Annotated in this window: 14 protein-coding genes and 3 pseudogenes; 6 read left to right on the top strand and 11 right to left on the bottom strand. The window is 75.2% G+C overall.

The genetic code is table 11. The features are described 5' to 3' along the window. Positions 1-5: 5 nt before the first annotated feature. Positions 6-2,557: pseudogene (locus tag CIK06_RS13825) on the bottom strand (ATP-dependent Clp protease ATP-binding subunit). 96 nt (positions 2,558-2,653) lie between these two features. Between CIK06_RS13825 and CIK06_RS13820 the strand changes: the two are divergent. The 5 genes and pseudogenes from CIK06_RS13820 (at position 2,654) to CIK06_RS13800 (ending at position 7,880) form a co-directional block, all read left to right on the top strand. Then, positions 2,654-3,048: pseudogene (locus tag CIK06_RS13820) on the top strand (hypothetical protein). 213 nt (positions 3,049-3,261) lie between these two features. After that, positions 3,262-3,522 carry a hypothetical protein gene (locus CIK06_RS13815; protein ID WP_095565175.1) on the top strand — a complete coding sequence of 87 codons (261 nt, stop codon included), beginning with the start codon at positions 3,262-3,264 and terminating at the stop codon, positions 3,520-3,522. A gap of 5 nt (positions 3,523-3,527) precedes the next feature. Beyond that, positions 3,528-4,424: a hypothetical protein gene (locus tag CIK06_RS13810; protein ID WP_095565174.1), complete on the top strand. Its 897-nt coding sequence runs from the start codon at positions 3,528-3,530 to the stop codon at positions 4,422-4,424. After that, positions 4,417-7,161, top strand: coding sequence for an FtsK/SpoIIIE domain-containing protein (locus CIK06_RS13805; RefSeq protein ID WP_095565173.1), 2,745 nt, complete (start codon positions 4,417-4,419; stop codon positions 7,159-7,161). Before CIK06_RS13810 ends, CIK06_RS13805 begins: the two co-directional genes overlap by 8 nt. Positions 7,162-7,244: 83 nt before the next feature. Beyond that, complete coding sequence (locus CIK06_RS13800; protein WP_095567807.1) at positions 7,245-7,880, top strand: hypothetical protein; 636 nt, start codon at positions 7,245-7,247, stop codon at positions 7,878-7,880. Positions 7,881-7,998: 118 nt separating this feature from the next. Here CIK06_RS13800 and CIK06_RS13795 read toward each other — a convergent pair whose 3' ends face one another. Then, on the bottom strand, positions 7,999-9,285 hold the full coding sequence (locus CIK06_RS13795) for a cupin domain-containing protein (protein WP_369916213.1): 1,287 nt from the start codon (positions 9,283-9,285) through the stop codon (positions 7,999-8,001). 2 nt (positions 9,286-9,287) lie between these two features. Next, a complete protein-coding gene (locus tag CIK06_RS13790) occupies positions 9,288-9,530 on the bottom strand; it encodes a hypothetical protein (RefSeq protein WP_095565172.1) in 243 nt (80 codons plus the stop codon). A 315-nt stretch (positions 9,531-9,845) separates the two neighbouring features. Between CIK06_RS13790 and CIK06_RS13785 the strand changes: the two genes are divergently transcribed. Continuing rightward, positions 9,846-11,117, top strand: coding sequence for an MFS transporter (locus tag CIK06_RS13785; RefSeq protein WP_095565171.1), 1,272 nt, complete (start codon positions 9,846-9,848; stop codon positions 11,115-11,117). Positions 11,118-11,246: 129 nt separating this feature from the next. Here CIK06_RS13785 and CIK06_RS13780 read toward each other — a convergent pair whose 3' ends face one another. The 8 genes and pseudogenes from CIK06_RS13780 to CIK06_RS13745 all read right to left on the bottom strand — a co-directional run bounded on the left by CIK06_RS13780 (position 11,247) and on the right by CIK06_RS13745 (position 17,915). Beyond that, the gene (locus CIK06_RS13780) at positions 11,247-11,675 is read right to left on the bottom strand and encodes a DUF2267 domain-containing protein (RefSeq protein WP_095565170.1); all 429 of its coding nucleotides are present in this window, start codon (positions 11,673-11,675) and stop codon (positions 11,247-11,249) included. 62 nt (positions 11,676-11,737) lie between these two features. Beyond that, positions 11,738-13,570 carry a glycoside hydrolase family 15 protein gene (locus CIK06_RS13775; protein WP_095567805.1) on the bottom strand — a complete coding sequence of 611 codons (1,833 nt, stop codon included), beginning with the start codon at positions 13,568-13,570 and terminating at the stop codon, positions 11,738-11,740. A 47-nt stretch (positions 13,571-13,617) separates the two neighbouring features. After that, the gene (locus CIK06_RS13770) at positions 13,618-14,502 is read right to left on the bottom strand and encodes a DUF72 domain-containing protein (RefSeq protein ID WP_095567804.1); all 885 of its coding nucleotides are present in this window, start codon (positions 14,500-14,502) and stop codon (positions 13,618-13,620) included. Positions 14,503-14,612: 110 nt separating this feature from the next. Then, positions 14,613-15,029 (bottom strand): TraR/DksA C4-type zinc finger protein, encoded by a 417-nt coding sequence (locus tag CIK06_RS13765; protein ID WP_095565169.1) that lies wholly within the window; start codon positions 15,027-15,029, stop codon positions 14,613-14,615. 250 nt (positions 15,030-15,279) lie between these two features. Continuing rightward, positions 15,280-15,912: a uridine kinase gene (locus CIK06_RS13760; protein WP_095567803.1), complete on the bottom strand. Its 633-nt coding sequence runs from the start codon at positions 15,910-15,912 to the stop codon at positions 15,280-15,282. Between the two features lie 18 nt (positions 15,913-15,930). Then, positions 15,931-16,431, bottom strand: a complete 501-nt coding sequence (locus CIK06_RS13755; RefSeq protein ID WP_304528822.1) for a winged helix-turn-helix domain-containing protein — start codon at positions 16,429-16,431, stop codon at positions 15,931-15,933. 483 nt (positions 16,432-16,914) lie between these two features. After that, positions 16,915-17,304, bottom strand: a pseudogene (locus CIK06_RS13750) (rhodanese-like domain-containing protein); the annotation flags it as partial. A 140-nt stretch (positions 17,305-17,444) separates the two neighbouring features. After that, positions 17,445-17,915 (bottom strand): cysteine dioxygenase family protein, encoded by a 471-nt coding sequence (locus CIK06_RS13745; RefSeq protein WP_095565167.1) that lies wholly within the window; start codon positions 17,913-17,915, stop codon positions 17,445-17,447. Positions 17,916-18,164 lie beyond the last annotated feature (249 nt).

The raw sequence follows: 18,164 nt of genomic DNA, 5'->3' as shown, positions 1-18,164 counted from the left end.
CCGCCTCACCGCCCCACCGCGGCGCTGGTGGCCGGTCGCCGGCCCGCGCCCGCGGTCACGTCGAACTCCAGCCGATCGTCGCGGGCGTCCACCCGGACCGCCTGCCCCGGGGAGAGCGTGCCGTCCAGCAGCAGGCTCGACAGCCGGTTGTCCACCTCGCGCTGGATCGTGCGGCGCAGCGGCCGGGCGCCGAACTCGGGCTGGTAGCCGTGTTCGGCCAGCCAGTCCAGGGCCGCCTCGGTGACCTCCACGTCGACGTTCTGGGCGTGCAGCCGCCGCCGCGTCTCGGTGAGCATCAGCGAGGTGATCTGGCGGATCTGGCCCTCCTCCAACCGACGGAAGATGATCACCTCGTCGACCCGGTTGAGGAACTCCGGCCGGAACTGCTCCTGCAACCGGCGCATCAGCCGGTCCCGCAGCTCGGCGTTCTCGGTCTCGGTCGAGCCGTCGCCGTTGGCGGCGAAGCCCACGCTGCGCTGGGTTCCCATGATCAGCTCCGATCCGAGGTTGCTCGTCATGATCAGCACGGTGTTCCGGAAGTTCACCGTCCGGCCCTGGCTGTCGGTCAGCCGCCCCTCGTCCAGGACCTGCAACAGCACGTTGAACACGTCCGGATGGGCCTTCTCCACCTCGTCCAGCAGCACCACCGAGTACGGCCGGCGGCGTACCTGCTCGGTCAGCTGGCCGGCCTCCTCGTAGCCGACGTACCCGGGCGGCGCCCCGACCATCCGGCTCACCGTGTGCTTCTCCTGGAACTCGCTCATGTCCAGCCGGGTCATCCGGTCGGAGTCGCCGAACAGCGCCTCGGCCAGCGCCCGGGCCAGTTCGGTCTTGCCCACCCCGGTCGGGCCGAGGAAGAGGAAGCTGCCCATCGGGCGGTCCGGATCGGCCAGCCCGGCCCGGGACCGGCGGACCGCCTCGGCCACCGCGCCGACCGCGTCGTCCTGGCCGATCACCCGCTCGTGCAGGTGGCTCTCCAGCCGCATCAGCCGGCTGCGCTCCTCCTCGGTGAGCTGGTTGACCGGGATGCCGGTGGCCCGGGAGACCACCTCGGCGATCTCCTTCGGACCCACCTGCGGCACCCGGTCGTCGTCGCCGTCGCCGCGCAGCCGGTCCAGCCGCTCCTTGAGCTCCTGCACCCGGTCGCGCAGTTGGGAGGCCCGCTCGTACTGCTCGTCGGCGACCGCCTGCTCCTTGTCCCGGCCGACCTCCTCCAACTCGTGCTCCACGTCCCGCACGTCGCCGTCCGGGGTCCGGGTGCGCAGCCGCACCCGGGCTCCGGCCTGGTCCATCAGGTCGATCGCCTTGTCCGGCAGGAACCGGTCGGTGACGTACCGGTCGGACAGCTGCGCCGCCGCCACCAGCGCCTCGTCGGTGAACCGCACCTGGTGGTGCGCCTCGTACCTGTCGCGCAGGCCGCGCAGGATCTCCACCGTGTCGTCCAGGTCGGGTTCCGGCACGAACACCGGCTGGAACCGGCGGGCCAGCGCCGCGTCCTTCTCGATGCTGCGGCGGTACTCGTCCAGCGTGGTGGCGCCGATCACCCGCAGGTCGCCGCGGGCCAGCGCCGGCTTGAGCATGTTGCTCGCGTCCATCCCGCCCTCGCTGCCCGCGCCGCCGGCACCGACCAGGGTGTGAATCTCGTCGAGGAAGACGATGAGCTGGTCGCGGTGCGCCCGGATCTCCTCGATGACCTTCTTGATCCGCTCCTCGAAGTCGCCCCGGTACCGGGTGCCGGCGACCAGGCCGCCCAGGTCGAGCTGCACGACCCGCTTTCCGGCGAGGGTCTGCGGCACGTCCCCGTCGGCGATCCGCTCGGCCAGCCCTTCCACGATGGCGGTCTTGCCGACCCCGGCCTCGCCGATCAGCACCGGGTTGTTCTTGGTGCGCCGGGACAGGATCTCGACGGCCTGCTCGATCTCGTCGGCCCGCCCGATCACCGGGTCGATCTGGTCGGCCCGGGCCAGGTCGGTCAGGTCCTGCCCGTACTGGTCCAGGGTGGGGGTGCCGCGGTCCGGCCGGCCGGCCGCGGCGGCCGAGCGCTCGGCGCCGGCGGCCTGGAGGGACTGCGGTTCGACCCGGCTGGAGGCCAGCATCCGCCCGGCGGGCGACTCGGGATTCAGCGGCAGGGCCATCAGGATGTGCTCGGGACCGATGTACGAGGCGCCCATCGCCCGGGAGAGCTGGTGGGCGTCCAGCAGCGCCCGCTTCGCGGCCGGGGTGAGCGACAGGTTCGGCGGCACCTCGCCGCCGGGTGCCCCGTCGCCCCGGCCGCCGAGGGCCGCCAGCAGGCTGTCCGGGTTGGCCCCGGCCCGCGCGAGCAGTTGGCGCAGCGGTTCCCGCTGCAACGCCGACCAGAGCAGGTGGTCGGTGTCCAGGTCGGTGCTGCGCCGCTGGGCGGCCCGCCGGGCGGCGTCGGCCAGCAGTTCCCGGGCGTCGGCGGTCATCAGCCGGGTGATGTCGACGCGGTGCGGCCGGCGCCCCTCCCCCGCCCGAAGTAGCGGGCCAGGAACTCGTCCCACGGGTCGGAACCGAGGTTCCCGAATCCCTGCGTCATCGTTGTCCCCTGTCCTGTCGCCGACGGTGCGGAGTGCCCGGCAGCGGCTACCCGGCGCTCCGGGCGACAAACGTGCCGGCATGGCAGGCTGGGGGCGTGCAGACGCCGACCGGGGCCACCGACGGGCCCGTACCGCTGCTCGTGGTCGATGCCGCGAACGTGGTCGGCTCCCGCCCGGACGGCTGGTGGCGGGACCGCGCCGGGGCGGCCGTGCGGCTGCGGGACCGGCTGGAAGGCGTCTGCCGGGACGGCCGGCCCGATCTGGCGCCGCCGCTGGAGGTGGTGCTCGTGGTGGAGGGCGCCGCCGGGGCGTACCGGCGGGCACCGGGGTCCGGGTGGTCGCGGCCGCGCGTTCCGGCGACGACGCCGTGGTGGATCTGGTCCGGGCCGCGCCGGGCCGGCGGCGGGTGGTGGTGACCGCCGACCGGGAGTTGCGGCACCGCGTCACCGCGCTGGGGGCCGAGGTACGCGGCCCGCGGTGGCTGGACTGACCCACCCTGTGTGTCCGCGTCCCTACAGAGCGCCACAAGTGACGAAACGGGCCGGATTCGCCGATCACCCCCGGTGTCACCTCGGAAACCATCCGTAACGACCCGCGGTGGCCGGGAACGGACACCCGGGCAGCAACACGCCGTGGGGGTCTTCTCCTGGCAAAACTGTCTAGCCTCTACTGTTAGAGCCCTCCCCGCCCCAGGAGGTTCCCCGTGGCGAGCGTCGCCGAGCTCAAGTCAGCCATCGATGCCGCGCTCCAGCAGATCGGCGACGGGCAGACCGCCGTTCAGGCCGCCGGCGAGAAGCTGGCCGAGGCGCAGCAGACCCTTGCCGGGGCGTTGGAGGGCAGCGGGCACGAGACGGTCACCGCGGCCCAGGCGTCGCTGTCCCAGGCCAGCCAGGAACTCCAGGACTGCCTCGCCGCGACGCTCACCGCGGTCGAGCAGGCCCAGCTCTACATCGCGAGCCTGTAGCGCCGATGTCCATCGTGGAGGATCTCGGCGCCCGGGTCCGGGCGACCGTCGACGAACTACCGGTGGCCCTGCTCACGCAGGCACTCGAACGGCTCAACAAGGCGGCCGAGCGGCTGCGCTGGGTCCGCCAGGAATCGCAGAACCCGATGGGCGTACCGGAGCTGACAGCCTCCACCGAGCACCTGGAGGCGGCCAAGGGGGCGCTGCTGGTCGCCGAGGAACAGCTCGCCTCCTACCTCGCGGCCATCGGGCTGGCCCGCGACGGCGGGTCCGGGCCGGCGCCGGAGCCCGGAGCGGACCGGCGCGACCGGACGCGCCGGCCACAGGAGGAGACGGCGCCGGAGGGGGCCGGCCGCGGCGCACCCGCCGACACCGGCCTGCGGCGCTGGTGGCCGGCCCGGGTCGCGGAACTGACCGGCGGCGAGGCGCCCCGGCCCGGCGACCCGCCGGCGGCCGAGCCGACCCGCCGGATCACCGACCCCGCCGAGCTGCTGCGCCGGGTCACCGCCGGGGTACGCGCCGGCGACCGGGCCGGGCTGCGCCGGGAACTCGGCCAGGTCGAGGCGGACGTCGGCCTCGGGCTGGCCACCGTGGCACCCCCGCTGCTGCGCGGCCTCGCCACCGACCTGCTCGGCCACCCGCCCCGGGCCGAGGACCTGCCGCGGCTGCGCCGAGAACTCGACGGCGGCGTGACCCGGCTGCTGCCCGGGCTGCCCCCGGCCGTGCTGGACACGCTGCTGAGCCGGGTCTGCCGGATGCCACCGCCACCCCGGCGGGCCGACGAGCAGGCCAACCCGGCGGATCCGGCGGTCGCCGCCGGCGTCCTGGCCGGGCTGCTGATGCACCGGGTCGGCCGGGACGAGCGGCCGGCGGTCGGATCCACCCGGGAGACCCATGGCTGACGTGCGGACCCAGCTCACCGACCGGGTCCGCGGGCTGCTGGCGCACGCGCTCGGCGCGGCCCGCGCGGACCTCGCCGACGCCCAGGCGGAGCTGACCGCCAGCCAGGACCGGCTGGCACGCACCCGGCAGGCCGCCGAGCGGATCCCGGCCCAGGCCGCGGCGCAGCGCGACGAGCGGCTCGCCGAACTGGACCGCCGGTACGCCACCCGGCTGGCCGCGCTGGCCGACCGGGTCGCCGCGGCGGCCAGCACCGCCGCGCCCGGGGCCGCCGGCGCCGCCTGGCCCGGCTGGCGACCCACCCCGCTGGGCCGCGGCGAACGGCCCGGACCGCTGCGGATCGGCCTGATCGACCTCGGCGCCCCGGACGACCCGGACGACCCGGCCCGCCGCACCGTCCCGGCGCTGGTCCCGCTGCTGGACGCCGGGCACGTCCAGCTCACCGGCGACGACCCGGCCACCGGGGACGCGGTGGTCTCCGCCGTGCTGCTGCGGGCGATCGGCCTGGCCGCGCCCGGCGCCGTCCGGCTCACCGGGTACGACCCGGAGCACCTCGGCGGCGGGCTGGCCGGCTTCGCCCCGCTGGCCACCGCCGGGCTGCTCACCTTCGTCGGCCCCGGCGGCCTCGGCCGGTTGCTGGACGACATGGTCGACCACATCCGGCGGATCAACGAGAAGGTGCTGGCCGGCGAGTACGCCTCGGTCCGGGACCTGGCCGCCGCCACCGGCCGCACGCCCGAGCCGTGGCGGGTGGCGGTGCTGCTCGGCGGGGACGAACCCGGCCGGCACGAGCGCGCCCAGTTGGACCGGATCGCCCGTACCGGCGCCTCCTGCGGGGTGCACCTGGTGGTCCGCGACATCGAGCTGCCGGACTCCCCTGCGGTCACCCGGATCCGGCTGGCCGACGGGCGGGCCTGGCTGGCCGGCGTACCGGCGCTGCCGGTGACGCTCGACCCGGCGCCGCCGCCGGAACTGCTCACCGCCACCTGCCGGCGGGTGGCCGAGCGGGTCAGCGCCGGTCCGGCGCCCACCCCGTTCGGCGACCTGCTGCCGCCGCCGGAGCGGATGTGGCGGGAGAACTCCGCGGCCGGCCTCTCCGCGCCGATCGGCGAGGGTCCGCAGGGCAGGCCGGTCACCCTCACCCTCGGCGACTACCCGCCGCACGCCCTGATCGGCGGGCCGTCCGGCACCGGCAAGACCAACCTCATCTTCGCCTGGATCGGCTCGCTGGCGGCCCGGTACTCCCCCGCCGAGCTGGAGTTCTACCTGCTCGACTTCAAGGAGGGGGTGTCCTTCGCGCGGTTCGCCCAGGGTCGCCGCGACCCGAGCTGGCTGCCGCACCTGCGGCTGGTCGGGATCAACGTCAACACCGACCGGGAGTTCGGCCTGGCGCTGCTGCGGTTCCTCACCGAGGAACTGCGCCGCCGCGCGGACGCCGCCAAGAAGCACGAGGTGACCAAGCTGGCCGAGCTGCGGGCGGTGGACCCGGACGGGCGCTGGCCGCGGATCGTGGCGGTGGTGGACGAGTTCCAGATGCTGCTGGCCGGGCGGGACGTGCTGGCCCGGGAGGCCGCCGACCTGCTGGAGGACCTGGCCCGGCGGGGCCGGTCGCAGGGCATCCACCTGGTGCTGGCCTCCCAGGACGTGCGCGGCATCGAGGCGCTGTGGGGCCGGCCCGCGCTGGTGGCCCAGTTCACGCTGCGCATCGCCATGCCCAAGGCGCTGCGCATCCTGGACGAACGCAACGACGCCGCGCAGTCGCTGCCCCGGCACCACGCGGTCGTGAACGCCGAGTCCGGGATGGTGGAGGGCAACCAGATCGCCCGGATCCCGGCGGCCGGCGACTGGGGCACCTGGAGCGAGTTGCAGCACCGGCTGTGGCGGATGCGGCCGGCGGACGCGGCGCCGGCCCGGCTGTTCGACGGCGACGCCGTTCCGCGGCTGGCCGACGCGCCGGACTTCCGGGCCCTCGCGCCGGACGCACCGGCCGGGCCGGACGCGCCGACCGGGCCGACCGGGCCGGCGGCGCCGCGTGGCGGCCGGGTCCCGGTCGCCCTGCTCGGCGAGATCATCGACGTGGCCGGGCGGTCGGCGGCGCTGCGGCTGCCCCGGGCGCCCGGGCGCAACCTCGCGGTGCTGGGCACCGGCGTGGACGAGGCGTGCGCCGTGCTGGACGCGGCCGGCCGGTCGCTGCACCGCCAGCACGGTCCGGGCCGCGCCCGGTTCTCGGTGGCCTGCCTGGACCCCGACGCCGACCCGGCGGCCCGCGCGCTGTTCGCCACGCTGGGCGCCGACGCCTCCTGGTACGACGAGGAGTCCGTACCGGAGCTGGTCGCCGAGACCTCCGCCGGGCTGTCCGGGTCCGCCGGCCAGCCGCACTACCTGCTGCTGTACGCGGTGGACGCCGCCGCCGGGCCGCTGGGTGAGCGGATCGACGGGCGGACCGGCCTGGAGCACCTGCGCCGGGTCCTGCACGACGGGCCGGAACGCCGTACGCACGTGCTGGCCTGGTGGCGCGGGGTGGCCCGGATGCGGGCCGACCTGGGCGGACCGGCCGCGCGTACCGACCAGATCGGCGCCTGGGTGGCGCTGGACGTGCAGGGCGGCGAACTCAGCTCCTCGCTCTACCCCGGCACCGGCGGCCCGGACTGGTATCCGCGGCCCTGGCGGGGACTGTTCTTCGACCGGTCGGTGCACCGCACCGGCCAGGTGATCATTCCGTACCGGCTGGAAGCGTGACGGTGGACGACGAGCGGCGCACGGGCGGCCCGAGCACCGGGGCCGACCCGAGAACGGCACCCCCGCCCGAGCGCGGCGGCTACCTGGACCTGCTCGGTCAGCTCGCCGCGCTGTCCGCCCGGGTGGCCGCGCAGCGGGCCGAGGCGCAGACCTGGTACGCCGGGCAGCGGGAGGCCGCCGACCGGGCGGTGACCAGCGCCGAGGAGACGGTCCTCCGGGCGCAGGCCCGGGTCGCCGCCTGCCGCGAGCGGGCCGACCGGGTGGACACCGAGGTACGCACGCTCTGGCAGGTCCTGCCGGCCCGGCTGAGCCTGCCGGCCGGGCGGCTGGGCGCACCGCCGACGCCCGAACCGGGCGGGCCGGAGGACCCGGCGGTGCCGCTGGACGCCGCGCGCACCCTGATCGACCGGGCCGCCCGGCCGGTCGAGCTGCCCACCTCGGTCAACCCGCTGCTGGTGATCTTCGGGGTGTTGGGGGCGGTGCTGGCCGCCGGCCTGGGCGCGCTCGCCCGGGTGGCGGGCGAGCGGTACGGCGGCGACCTGCGGGTCGGGCTGCCGGTGGTGGGACTGCTGGTGACCCTGCTGGGACCCGTGGTCGGGCTGGTGCCGGCACGCCGGCTGGCAGACCGCCGGCACGCCGTCCTCGGCCCGCGACCGATCATCGTGGTGGTGGTCGCCGGCCTGCTGACCACCGGGACGCTTGTCACGCTGCTCCGCTGAGCCCGCGCGGCCGAACCCGCGCCGCCGACGGCACCGCCCGCCGCGACGGCGCCGGGCCGGCACGGCGGGCCGGGGCCGTCCACACGGCGGGCCGGTGCGTCTCGGCACGGCGGGCCGGTCAGGCCGGCACCAGCACGGCCTCCCGGAGCAACCGCCGGACCAGCACCAGCCGGTCGGCGTCCCCGTCCAGTCCCGGCAGGTCGCCGACCCGGACCGCGGTGCCGGACAGCACCGTCCGGAGCGCGTCGGCACACCCCTCGGGCAGGTCGAGGGTCCGGTCGAACAGCCGCAGCACGATCCGGCCCGGCGCGCCGGGCACCAGCCGCCAGGGCAGGCCGCGGCGGACCGCGACCCGGCTGTCCGCGGCGACCGCGGCGGCGACCGCCGCCTGAGCCATCGGCCGGATCGGCGCCGGGCGCCCGGCCGGCCAGGACCGCTCGCGCAGCCGGTCGGCCACCGACTCCGGATCGGCGTGCAGCAGCCAGTCCCGCAGCGCCGCCACGGTCTCGGTGAGTTCCGGCTCGACCTGCTCGGGGTCGGCGACGTCGAGCCCGAACGGCAGCGTGGCGCGCAGCCGGCGGTCCTCGCCGGCCAGCGCCAGCAGCTCCTCCACCAGGGCGTACCGGGTGAGCGCCCGGATGCCCACGGTCAGGTGCAGCGAACCGGCCTCCTGGGCCTGCGCGCTGTGCAGCCATCCGCGCGGCAGGTACAGCGCGTCGCCCGGCGCGAGCACCACGTCCAGCGCCGGCGGCCCGCTGGCCACCGCGGACACCTCGTCCGCGTGCCCGCCCCAGGGCTGTCGCTCCAGCGGGTCGGGCAGCACCGGCGGGTGGATCCGCCAGTGCTTGTGCCCGTCGACCTGGAGGACGAACACGTCGTGCGTGTCGTAGTGGGTGGCGAAGCCCTGGCTGCCGGCGGGGGTGAGGTAGGCGTTGACCTGGAGCGGCTGGCCGAGCGCCAGCCCGAGTTCCCGGGTGAAGTCGACAAGCGGCGGCCAGATGCGGTGCAGCCCCTGCAGGACCAGGGTGGCGCCCTCGGCGTACAACCGCAGTACCCGCTCGTCGAGGACCTGGTCGGTGATCTCGGCACCGGAGCCGCCGCCGCCGGTGTAGCGCGCGGCCGGGAGCAGGTCACCGTCCTTGGCCACCCGCAGGAACGGGGTACGCAGTCCGCGGCGGCTGAGCAGTTCGTCGGCGTCGGCCGGGGAGAGCAGGTCGGTGAAGCCGGCCGGGTTGTCCAGTTCGGCGGCCCGGGACAGCAGCGGCGTGCGGCCCCAGTGTCCGGCCGCGAACGCGGCCGGATCCATCGCCACGCACCGGGTCAGCGCCGCCGTGCTGGTGGGATCGCCGAACGCCGGGCGGCCGTCGCCGCCCGGCGTCTCGGTCAACCGGGCCGGAAGCCCGATCGTCACCGGGCCGCGCCGTCGGCGCCGCCGTCCTGCTGACCGGGGGTCGCGCCGCCGTCGGCCGGACCCTCGGCGCTGCCGTCGGCACCACCGTCGTGCTGACCCGGCGTCGCGCCACCGTCGGCCGGACCCTCGGCGCTGCCGTCGGCACCACCGTCGTGCTGACCCGGCGTCGCCCCGCCGTCGGCCGGACCCTCGGCGCCGGCGCCGGTGGTGCCGCGGATATCCTCATCATTCAGTCGCATCGGCGTCTCCTTCGTGTCGCGCCGCAGGGCAGCGCTGCGGGCGGACCACCGCCAGGCGGCGGACCGTACGCATGTTCGCGCCATCGGTTCGCGATGGCGGCCGGTCCTGCCGGTCCCGCGGACGCGGGGCCGGCCTGCCTGCGCTGGTACCCCGGTCGATCATGTCTAACCATGCGGCGGACCCGCGTTTGCGGCTCCCCCGGGCGAGCACCGCGCCACCATCACCACCATCGATGGGACCGGTGCCGGGCGGACACGTAACGTGGGCAACCGAGGGCTGCCCGTTGCGAGTCCGTCTCGCTATCCTCAACGGGCATGGGGGTCAATACGGGGAACACGCGGTCGCTCTGGCACAACCGGGATTTTCTCCTCTTCTGGCTCCTTCAGACCCTCTCCGTGGCCGGCGACTCCTTCTCGTACGTGGCCATCCCGCTGCTCGTCCTGCACGCCACCGGCTCGGTCGCGCAGATGGGGCTGCTCACCGGGATGGCCGGGGCGGCGTCCGTGCTGACCGCGGTCGTCGCCGGGGTCCTGGTGGACCGGCTGGACCGGCGCCGGCTCATGATCGCCTGTGACGCGCTGCGGGCGCTGGCCTACGTCGCCGTACCGCTGCTCTGGCTCACCGGCCCGCAGGTCTGGCTGCTCTATCTCGTCGTTCCGCTCGGCGGCGCCCTCGGCATGGTGTTCCGGGTCGGGTACGTGACCGCGGTGGCCGAGCTGGTCGACATCGACTCGATCACCGAGGCCAACGGCCGGCTGTCCGCGACGTACGCGGTGGCGAGCGTGGCCGGGCCGATGCTGGCGGGGATCGTCTGCGGCCTGTTCGGCCCGGCGGTGGCGGTGGGGGTGGACGCGGCCACCTTCGCGCTCTCCGCCGCCGGCCTCGGGCTGGTCCGGCTGACCGGCCGCCGGCCCGCGGCCGATGCCGCCGGGCAGCCGGCGGCCCGGCCGGCGGTCTGGCGCGACCTGCTGGCCGGGCTGCTCTTCCTGTGGCGGCACCCGGCGCTGCGCTCCCTGACCGTGCTGCTGTCGCTGTCCCTGTTCCTCATGCTCGGTCTCACCGACGTGTTCATCTACCGGCTCAAGCACGACCTCGGGCAGCCCGACCACATCGTCGGCACCGTCATCGCGGTGGCCGCCGTCGGGACCGTGGTGGCCGCCCTGGTGGCCGCGCCGGCCCGCCGCCGGTTCGGCTTCGGCGTCTGCTGGGTGGCCGCGCAGTCGCTGGCCGGGCTGGCGATCGCGCTGGTCGGCCTGGCCGGGCAGCTGGCCGCGGCGGCCGCCCTGGTGGCGGTCTACACCTTCGGCATCGGGGTGGCCGGGATCTGCTCGATGTCGCTGCGCCAGCAGGTCACCCCCGAGCATCTGCTGGGCCGGGTCACCTCGGCGTTCTGGACCGTCCACTACGCGCTCGCCCCGCTGGGCGCCGCCGTGCTCACCTCCGCCACGGCCCGCTACGGCAGCGCGTCGGTGCTGCTGGTGGCCGGGATCGGCTGCCTGGTGGTGGCGTTGGGCGGCCTGTTCACGCCGCTGGTGCGGCTCTCGCCGGCCGCGCTGCGCCGGCCGGTGACCCAGGGCGCCGGCTGACCGGCGCCGGCCCGGCCCGCGGGCACCGCGCCGGCCCGTGCGCGCGTCGCGGCGGTCGCGGGCGACGGCCCGGTGCGCGTCGCGGCGACCGCGGGCGGCGGCCCGGGTGCGCGTCGCGGCCGGGGGCCGTCAGGGCAGCACGGTCTCCAGATCCTTCGGCACGGTCGCGCGGACGTCGTCCCACTCGCCCTGCGGCACGTGCCGGCGCAGCGCACCCAGCACCGTGCGGACCAGACCCTCCGGGCCGCCGTCGATGTCGTACGGGAAGCCCTGCCGCACCTCGTACAGGAACTCGTCCCGGTTCAGCTTCACCGGCACCACGGTGGGATCCCAGCCCTCGAAGTAGATGCCGCGCACCAGGGTGGGCAACTGGGCCGCGAAGTGCGCGCTCTCCTGGATGGGCATCCGGTCCCGCAGCAGGTGCAGCACGGTGCGCAGCGCCGCGTACGACTGGTTGCGCCGCTGCGTGGGCCAGCCGTACGCCGCCTCGATGTCCTTGAGGAGCAGGTTGGTCTTCTCGATCGACGCGTCGAAGGTCGACTCCGGCTTCTTCGTCACGATGCTCCCCCTCGGTTGACTCCGCCTCGTTCCAGCGTGCCGCGGGACCGGATGAGGGCCGCTCACCCGGCGCGGGTGAACGGCTCCGGGCTCCGCTCCGGCCGGCCGGGTCCGGCCAGCGGGGTCGGCTCGGTCAGCGACCAGGCCGCACCGATCAGCCCGACCTGCGAGAACGCCTGCGGGAAGTTGCCCAGTTGCTCCCCGGTGGCCGGGTCGATCTGTTCGGCCAGCAGGCCGAGGTCGTTGGCCCGGGCCACGACGCTCTCGAACAGCGCGGTGGCCTGCTCCTGCCTCCCGGCGTACGCCAGGCACTGCACCATCCAGAACGAGCAGAGGAAGAAGCCGGCCGGGTCGTCGTCCCAGCGCCGGATCAGGCCACCGACCGACAGCCGCTTGTGGATCAGCTCGATCGTGGCCCACATCCGTGGGTCGGTGGCCGGCAGGAAGCCGACGCACGGCAGCAGCAGCACGGAGGCGTCCAACTCGGTGGAGCCGAAGGCGCCGGTGTACGCGCCGACCTCCGGGTGCCAGCCGTCCCGCAGCACGGTCTCGCGGATCTCGGCCCGGGCGGCACGCCAGCGGTCCAGCTCGGCCGGGCCGCCGAGCCGCTTGCCGAAGCCGATGGCCCGGTCCAGGGCCACCCAGCAGAACACCTTCGAGGACAGGTAGTGCCGTTCGGCGTCCCGGGCCTCCCACATCCCGGCGTCGGGCTGCCGCCAGTCCCGGGCGGACCGGTCGGCGAGGCTGCGCAGCAGGTCCCGCACGTCCGCCGGCATCGGCTCCAGGTAGTCGCGCAGCAGCCAGGCCGCGTCCAGCACCTCCCCCGGTACGTCCGCCTGCCGCTGCTGCCACGCCTCGTTGCCGACCCGGATCGGCCGGCTGTCGGCGTACCCGCGAAGGGTGTGCACGACGCGTTCGGAGACGTCCCGCTCGCCCTCGACGCCGCACATGATCGGCACCGGCTGCCCGTCCACCCGGCCGACCGTCTGGGCCACCCAGCGGAACAGCCGGGTGGACTCGTCCGGGCAGGCCGCCACCCAGAGCGCCCGCAGGGTCAGCGAGAAGTCCCGCAGCCAGCCGAACCGGTAGTCGTAGTTGCGGTCGCCGCCCCGCTTCTCCGGCAGCGAGGTGGTGGGGGCGGCCACCACGGCGCCGCTCGGCTGGTACGTCAGACCCTGCACGATCAGCGCGTTGCGCCGGATCAGGTCCGGGTAGCGCCCCTGGTACGTGTGCAGGTCCGCCCAACTGCGCCAGCCCTCGACGGTCTCGTCGAGCGCGTGCGGCACGTCGACCGGGGCGACCGGCCGGTCCTGGCCGTAGGTGCTGGTGTGCTGGAGCGCGAAGTCCACCCGGTCGCCGGCGGACACCGCGAACGAGGCCGTGGCGTCCGGCCCGTCCACGTCCAGCGACACCTGCCCGGAGAGGGTGAGTGTCGCCGGTCCGGCCGTGGCGACCAGGCCGGCGGCGGTGGGCAGCGGGTAGCCCTGCACCATCCCGTACTCGAACCGGGGCCGGTAGGTCAGCTCCAGGTCCACCCGGCCGGAGAGCCCCTGCACGGACCGGATCAGGCAGTCCGGCGGCCGGCGCCCGATGTCGTGCCCACGGGCTCCCGGCTCCAGGGCCAGCGCGTCGACAAGCGCCACCGATCCGGTGTCGGTGGTGAAGACCGTCCGCAGTACCAGCGTGTCGGGCAGGTAGTCCCGTTCGGTCCGGTACGCCCCGCGCGGCCGGATCGACCAGCCGCCGCCGGCGTCCCGGTCCAACAGCGCGGCGAACACCGACGGGGCGTCGAACCGACCCGGGCACCACCAGTTCACCGAACCGTCCCGGTCGACCAGCGCGCCCGTGCGGCCGTCGGCCAGGTACCCGTGATCGGCGATCCGTGAGCTGCTCACGCCGGCGCTTACCCGGCCCGCCGGCCGGTAATCGGTCCGGAGCGGCACTAACCGCCGGCCGCGTCGTCGCCCAGCAGGTCGATGAGCGTACGGGCGTTGTCCTGGGCGTAGTCCCGGTAGCAGTTGTTCATCAGGACCTGGGTCCGGTCGGCCTGCCCGGCCAGTTCCCGGAGCCGGGGTGCCCACTCGCGCAGCTCCCGGTCCGAGTAGCGGTAGCCGAACTTCTCGTGAATGTCCCGGCTGGTCCACTTGCTGCTGTGCCCGTGGAACCGGACCACGGCCAGGTCGGCGGTGGCCGCCAGCACCGGCGGCACCGACGAGCGGTGCCCCTGCGGCATGTCCACGCAGACGTACGGCAGCTCGTGCCGGCGCAGGAGGTCGAGGGTCTCCTCGGCGTTGTCCCCGGCGAACCAGGAGGCGTGCCGGAACTCCAGCACCGGGGTCAGCGGGGCGCACCGGCGCTGGACCTCCAGCAGGTACTGCTTGTTGTCCCGGCGGATGGTGAACCAGGGCGGAAACTGGAACAGCACGGCGCCCAGCTTCCCGGCCGAGACCAGCGGGTCCAGCGCGCTGAGGAACCGGGACCAGACGTCCTCGTACGCCTGCGGCGCCAGGTCGTCCGGGTACACGTTCTTCTTGTCGGTCTCCGGGCGGAGATCCTTGTACAGCGCGCCGACCCGGGTGGGGTGGCCGGTGAGCAGGCTGAACGCCTTGATGTTGAAAGTGAAGCCGGGCGGGGTGCGCGCCGCCCACAGTTCGGCGGTCCGCTGCGCGGGCGGCGAGTAGTAGGTGGAGTCCACCTCGACCAGCGGGAACCGCTCGGCGTAGTAGCCCAGACGCTTCGCCGCGGTGTCCACATCGGCCGGATACCACCCCGACTCCAGCAGGGTGGGGTCCGTCCACGACGCGGTGCCGACGCTGATCCGACCCATGGCGCTGCGCACCCGCCCTTCCCGGTGCCCGTGCGGCCCACCGTACCCGCGGCCGTCCCGGTCCGCCGGGTGACGACCGCGGCGACCCGGCCCTCGGGCGGCCCGGGCTCTCAGGCGGCCCGGCGCTCGCGGCTCTGTTTGCAGGCGACGCAGCTCGTCGCCGAGGGGAAGATCTCCAGCCGCTCCACCGGGATCGGCGCCGTGCAGCCCTCGCAGAACCCGTACGTGCCCTCCGCCAGCCGGGCCAGGGCGTGTTCGTACTGGGCACGCCGGTCGAGGATGCCGCGCAGCAACGACTGGGCGGTGTCCCGCTCGGCCGTCTTCGTACCGTGGTCGGCCTGGTCGTCGCCGGCGGTGTCCCCCACCTCCACGAGCCGCAGGACCTCGTTCTGCACCACGGCCTCGTCGTACTCCACGGTCAGTTCGTCGTACCGGGCCTGCAGGGACGTGCGGATCTGTTCGTTGTCCGTCGCGGAACGCCCGGTGCTGACGGTGTCGACGGTGTCGACGCGCTCGTGCACGACCATGCGCTGCCTGCCTCTCTGCTCCTTGCGCCGGCGTCCGGACCCGATGCGGTGACGCACGTTATCCCGCGCTGCTCGGCTGTTCGAGCGGGGCGAGTACCCCGGCCCCCGGGCGGTCAAACCGGCGATCGGTGCGTCGTTGCGGGGCGTCGTTCCCGGGTTGTCCGGCGGGTCGTTCCGGGGCTGTCCGGCGGGTCGCTCCGGGGGTTGTCCGGCGGGTCGCTCCGGGTCTGCGGCCGGTCGGTCCGGCGGGTCAGCCCGGCGGCAGCAGCAGGGCCGGATGCCGGGGATCGTCGACCCGGACGGCCAGGTCGGCGAGGGCCACCGGATCGACCTCCTCGGCGTACCGCCGGTACGCCGGCAGCGTCCACCGGTCCCGCTCGGCGGCCCGGCGGGCCAGCGCCGCCGGGGAGAGCGCGAGATGCACGCTCAGGTCGAACGGCAGCGGACCGCCGAGCAGGAACGGCCCGCTGACCAGCACCACCGACCGGTCCGGCAGCCCGAGGTAGCCGGCCCGGCTGGCCCGGTCGGTCTCGGCGTTCCACAGCGTCGGCAGGATCCGGCCGCTGCCGCTCGGGCCGGCCGGCTCCAGCACCTCGCGGCGCAGGCCGGCCTCGTCGAGCCAGCCGAGATAGTACGAGTCGGGATTCGTCCGGCCCTGCTCGTACCGCAGCGAGGCCGGGCGCAGGAAGTCCGTCGAGCGCAGGTGCACGGCCGGCCGGCCGCGGACCCGCAGCGGATCGACAAGCGCGGCGCCGAGCCGGTCCGGCGCCGCGGCGGGCGCACCGTCCAGGGCCACCCGGACCCGCCCGTCGGCGTTGACTCCGGCGATCCGGTCGGCCAGCTCGGCCACCAGCAGGTCGGGGGCGATGGGACGGTACCTCACCGGTCCCATGGTGCCCGGTCAGCCGGCGCGGTCGACCACCACCCGCGCATCGTCGGCCAGCCGGTATCCCACGCCGTACACGGTGGTGATCAGCGGCACATCGGTGCCGACCTTGCCGCGCAGCCGGCGGATGTGCACGTCCACGGTCCGCACGCCGGCGTGCTCGTACCCCCACACGGCGTTCAGCAGTTGCAGCCGGGTGAAGACCCGGCGCGGGTGCGCCACCAGGTGCATCAGCAGGTCGAACTCCAGCCGGGTCAGCGGCAGCCGTTCGCTGCCCAGCAGCGCCGAGCGGGAGGCGGCCAGGACGTGCAGCGTCTGCGGAACCGGCGGGACCGGTGGGGGTGGCGGCGTGGGCTGCGGGTACAGCACCGTCGGCTCGATCCGGCGCTCCGCACCGGACGGACCCGCGCTGACCGTCGCCTCACCCCGCTCCACCAGCTCGCGGGCCGCCTCCAGCAGCCGCCGCGCGGGTGCGGTGAGCGTCTCCTCGCCGGCCAGCGGGATGGACAGCGTCACCGTGAGCGCCGGCATGCCCGGTGTCCCGGTCGGCCGCCGTCCCGCTCCCGGCGGTCGTCCCGGCGCCGGGTGCTGGGACGGGTGCCATCCGGTACGCGACGAGGCGGGGCTGACCGACATGGTCCTCCTTGCTGGTCCGGGCGTTCCGCACGGCCCCGGGCTGCGCAGGACCGATGCTTCCGGCCCTCCCGCCGAGGGGTCAAGGGACTCCGGTGTTGCATGAACGTGACAATAGGCCGACACACCGGAGCGGCATGCTTGCTCTGAGTGCCACCGCCGATGATAGACGGAACGCTATCGGCCGCCGGCAACCCCCTGTCCCCGCGACCGCGCCCAGGTCAGCCCGTCCCGCCCCGGCCCGGCGGCGCCGTCGGTGTCTCCGGCGGGGCCGTCGGCGATGCCGGGGGGCGTTGCCGGTGTCGGCGTTGTCGCGGTCGCCGTCGATCTCGCCGCAGCGGGGCGGGTCCCGTCGGGTCGGAACGCGGGCAGCCCGGCCGTACGCCAGGCCACGAAACCGCCCCGCACGTCGGTCGCCCGGTGCACACCGAGATCCAGCAGCGCCGCCGCGGCGAGCGACGAGGTGAAGCCCTCCTCACAGAGCACGATGACCGGAAGGTCGTAGCCGGCGATCGGCAGTCGCGCCGGACATCGCGGATCGAACCGCCACTCCAGCACGTTGCGCTCCACGGCGAGCGCGCCGGGCACCGCGCCGGTGGCGGCCCGCTGCCCCGCCGGCCGGATGTCCACCAGCACGGCTCCGGCCCGGCAGGCCAGGTGCGCCGCCTCGGGCGTCAGCCGGAGCAGCCGGGCGCGGGCCGCGGTCAGGATCTCATCGATGCCCCGGGACCCCGCCGGGACGACGCGCCCCCCGATCGGCCGCGATGGGTCGGGACGCCCCGCGCCCGGGCGCAACGGGTCGAAGCGCTTCTCGACCGGGCGCTTCTCGACCGGCTCCGGCCGGCCCGGACCTCCCGCGCCCGGGCGCGGCGGCACGACGTTCGCGGTTTCGCCGGTCACCAGGCCACCCCCGCCGTCGCCACCTCGACCGGCCGCAGCCGCCCGGCGGCCAGTTCGTACCGCGTCATGCGGGCCAACGCCGGACGGTAGACGTGCACGCTCACCGCAGGTCCGGTACCCCGGTTGCCGACCCGGTGCACGTGCCGGGAACCGAACGACCGGCCGGCACCGCCGGGCAGGACCCTCGGGCGGAGCCAACCGTCGACCACCGTCTCCTCCGTCAGCGCGCCGGAGACGACCGTGAAGGCGCCGGCGGAGCCGCCGTGATCGTGCAGGTCGGTCCGCTGCCCAGGCAACCAGGTCAGCAGCCATGCCTCGTGGTCGTCGGCCGCGCCGAGCCGCGCGTACCAGCGCCGCGCCGGATCGAAGCGGGCCTCGCACGGCCAGTCTCCGGCGGCGTACCGGCGGGCCAGAGTGAGGAGGTCGGACCCCGCTTCCTCGCGGAGGATCCGCTGCTCAACTGTCATGGCAACATAATGGATGCTTTTCCGATCGACTTACTAGGTAATTCCACAGTCCGGGACACCGGCGCGAAACGACCCAAGGTCAACACGACTTCGGCGAACTTGGGGGGTGGATGGCGCCCGGACACCCCGACTTCGCCGAAGACGTGTTGACCTTGGCGAGCCGCGGTGACCCTGCGAAGTCGTGCTTTCCCGTTTCGGCACGGCGACATCGTCATCGATCCTGGGCGGTCGTGTTGACCCTGCGAAGTC

This window comes from Plantactinospora sp. KBS50 (assembly GCF_002285795.1).
Taxonomy (GTDB): Bacteria; Actinomycetota; Actinomycetes; order Mycobacteriales; family Micromonosporaceae; genus KBS50.
The sequence above is the reverse complement of the archived record's forward strand: the minus strand, read 5'-3'. Positions and strand labels throughout refer to the sequence as shown.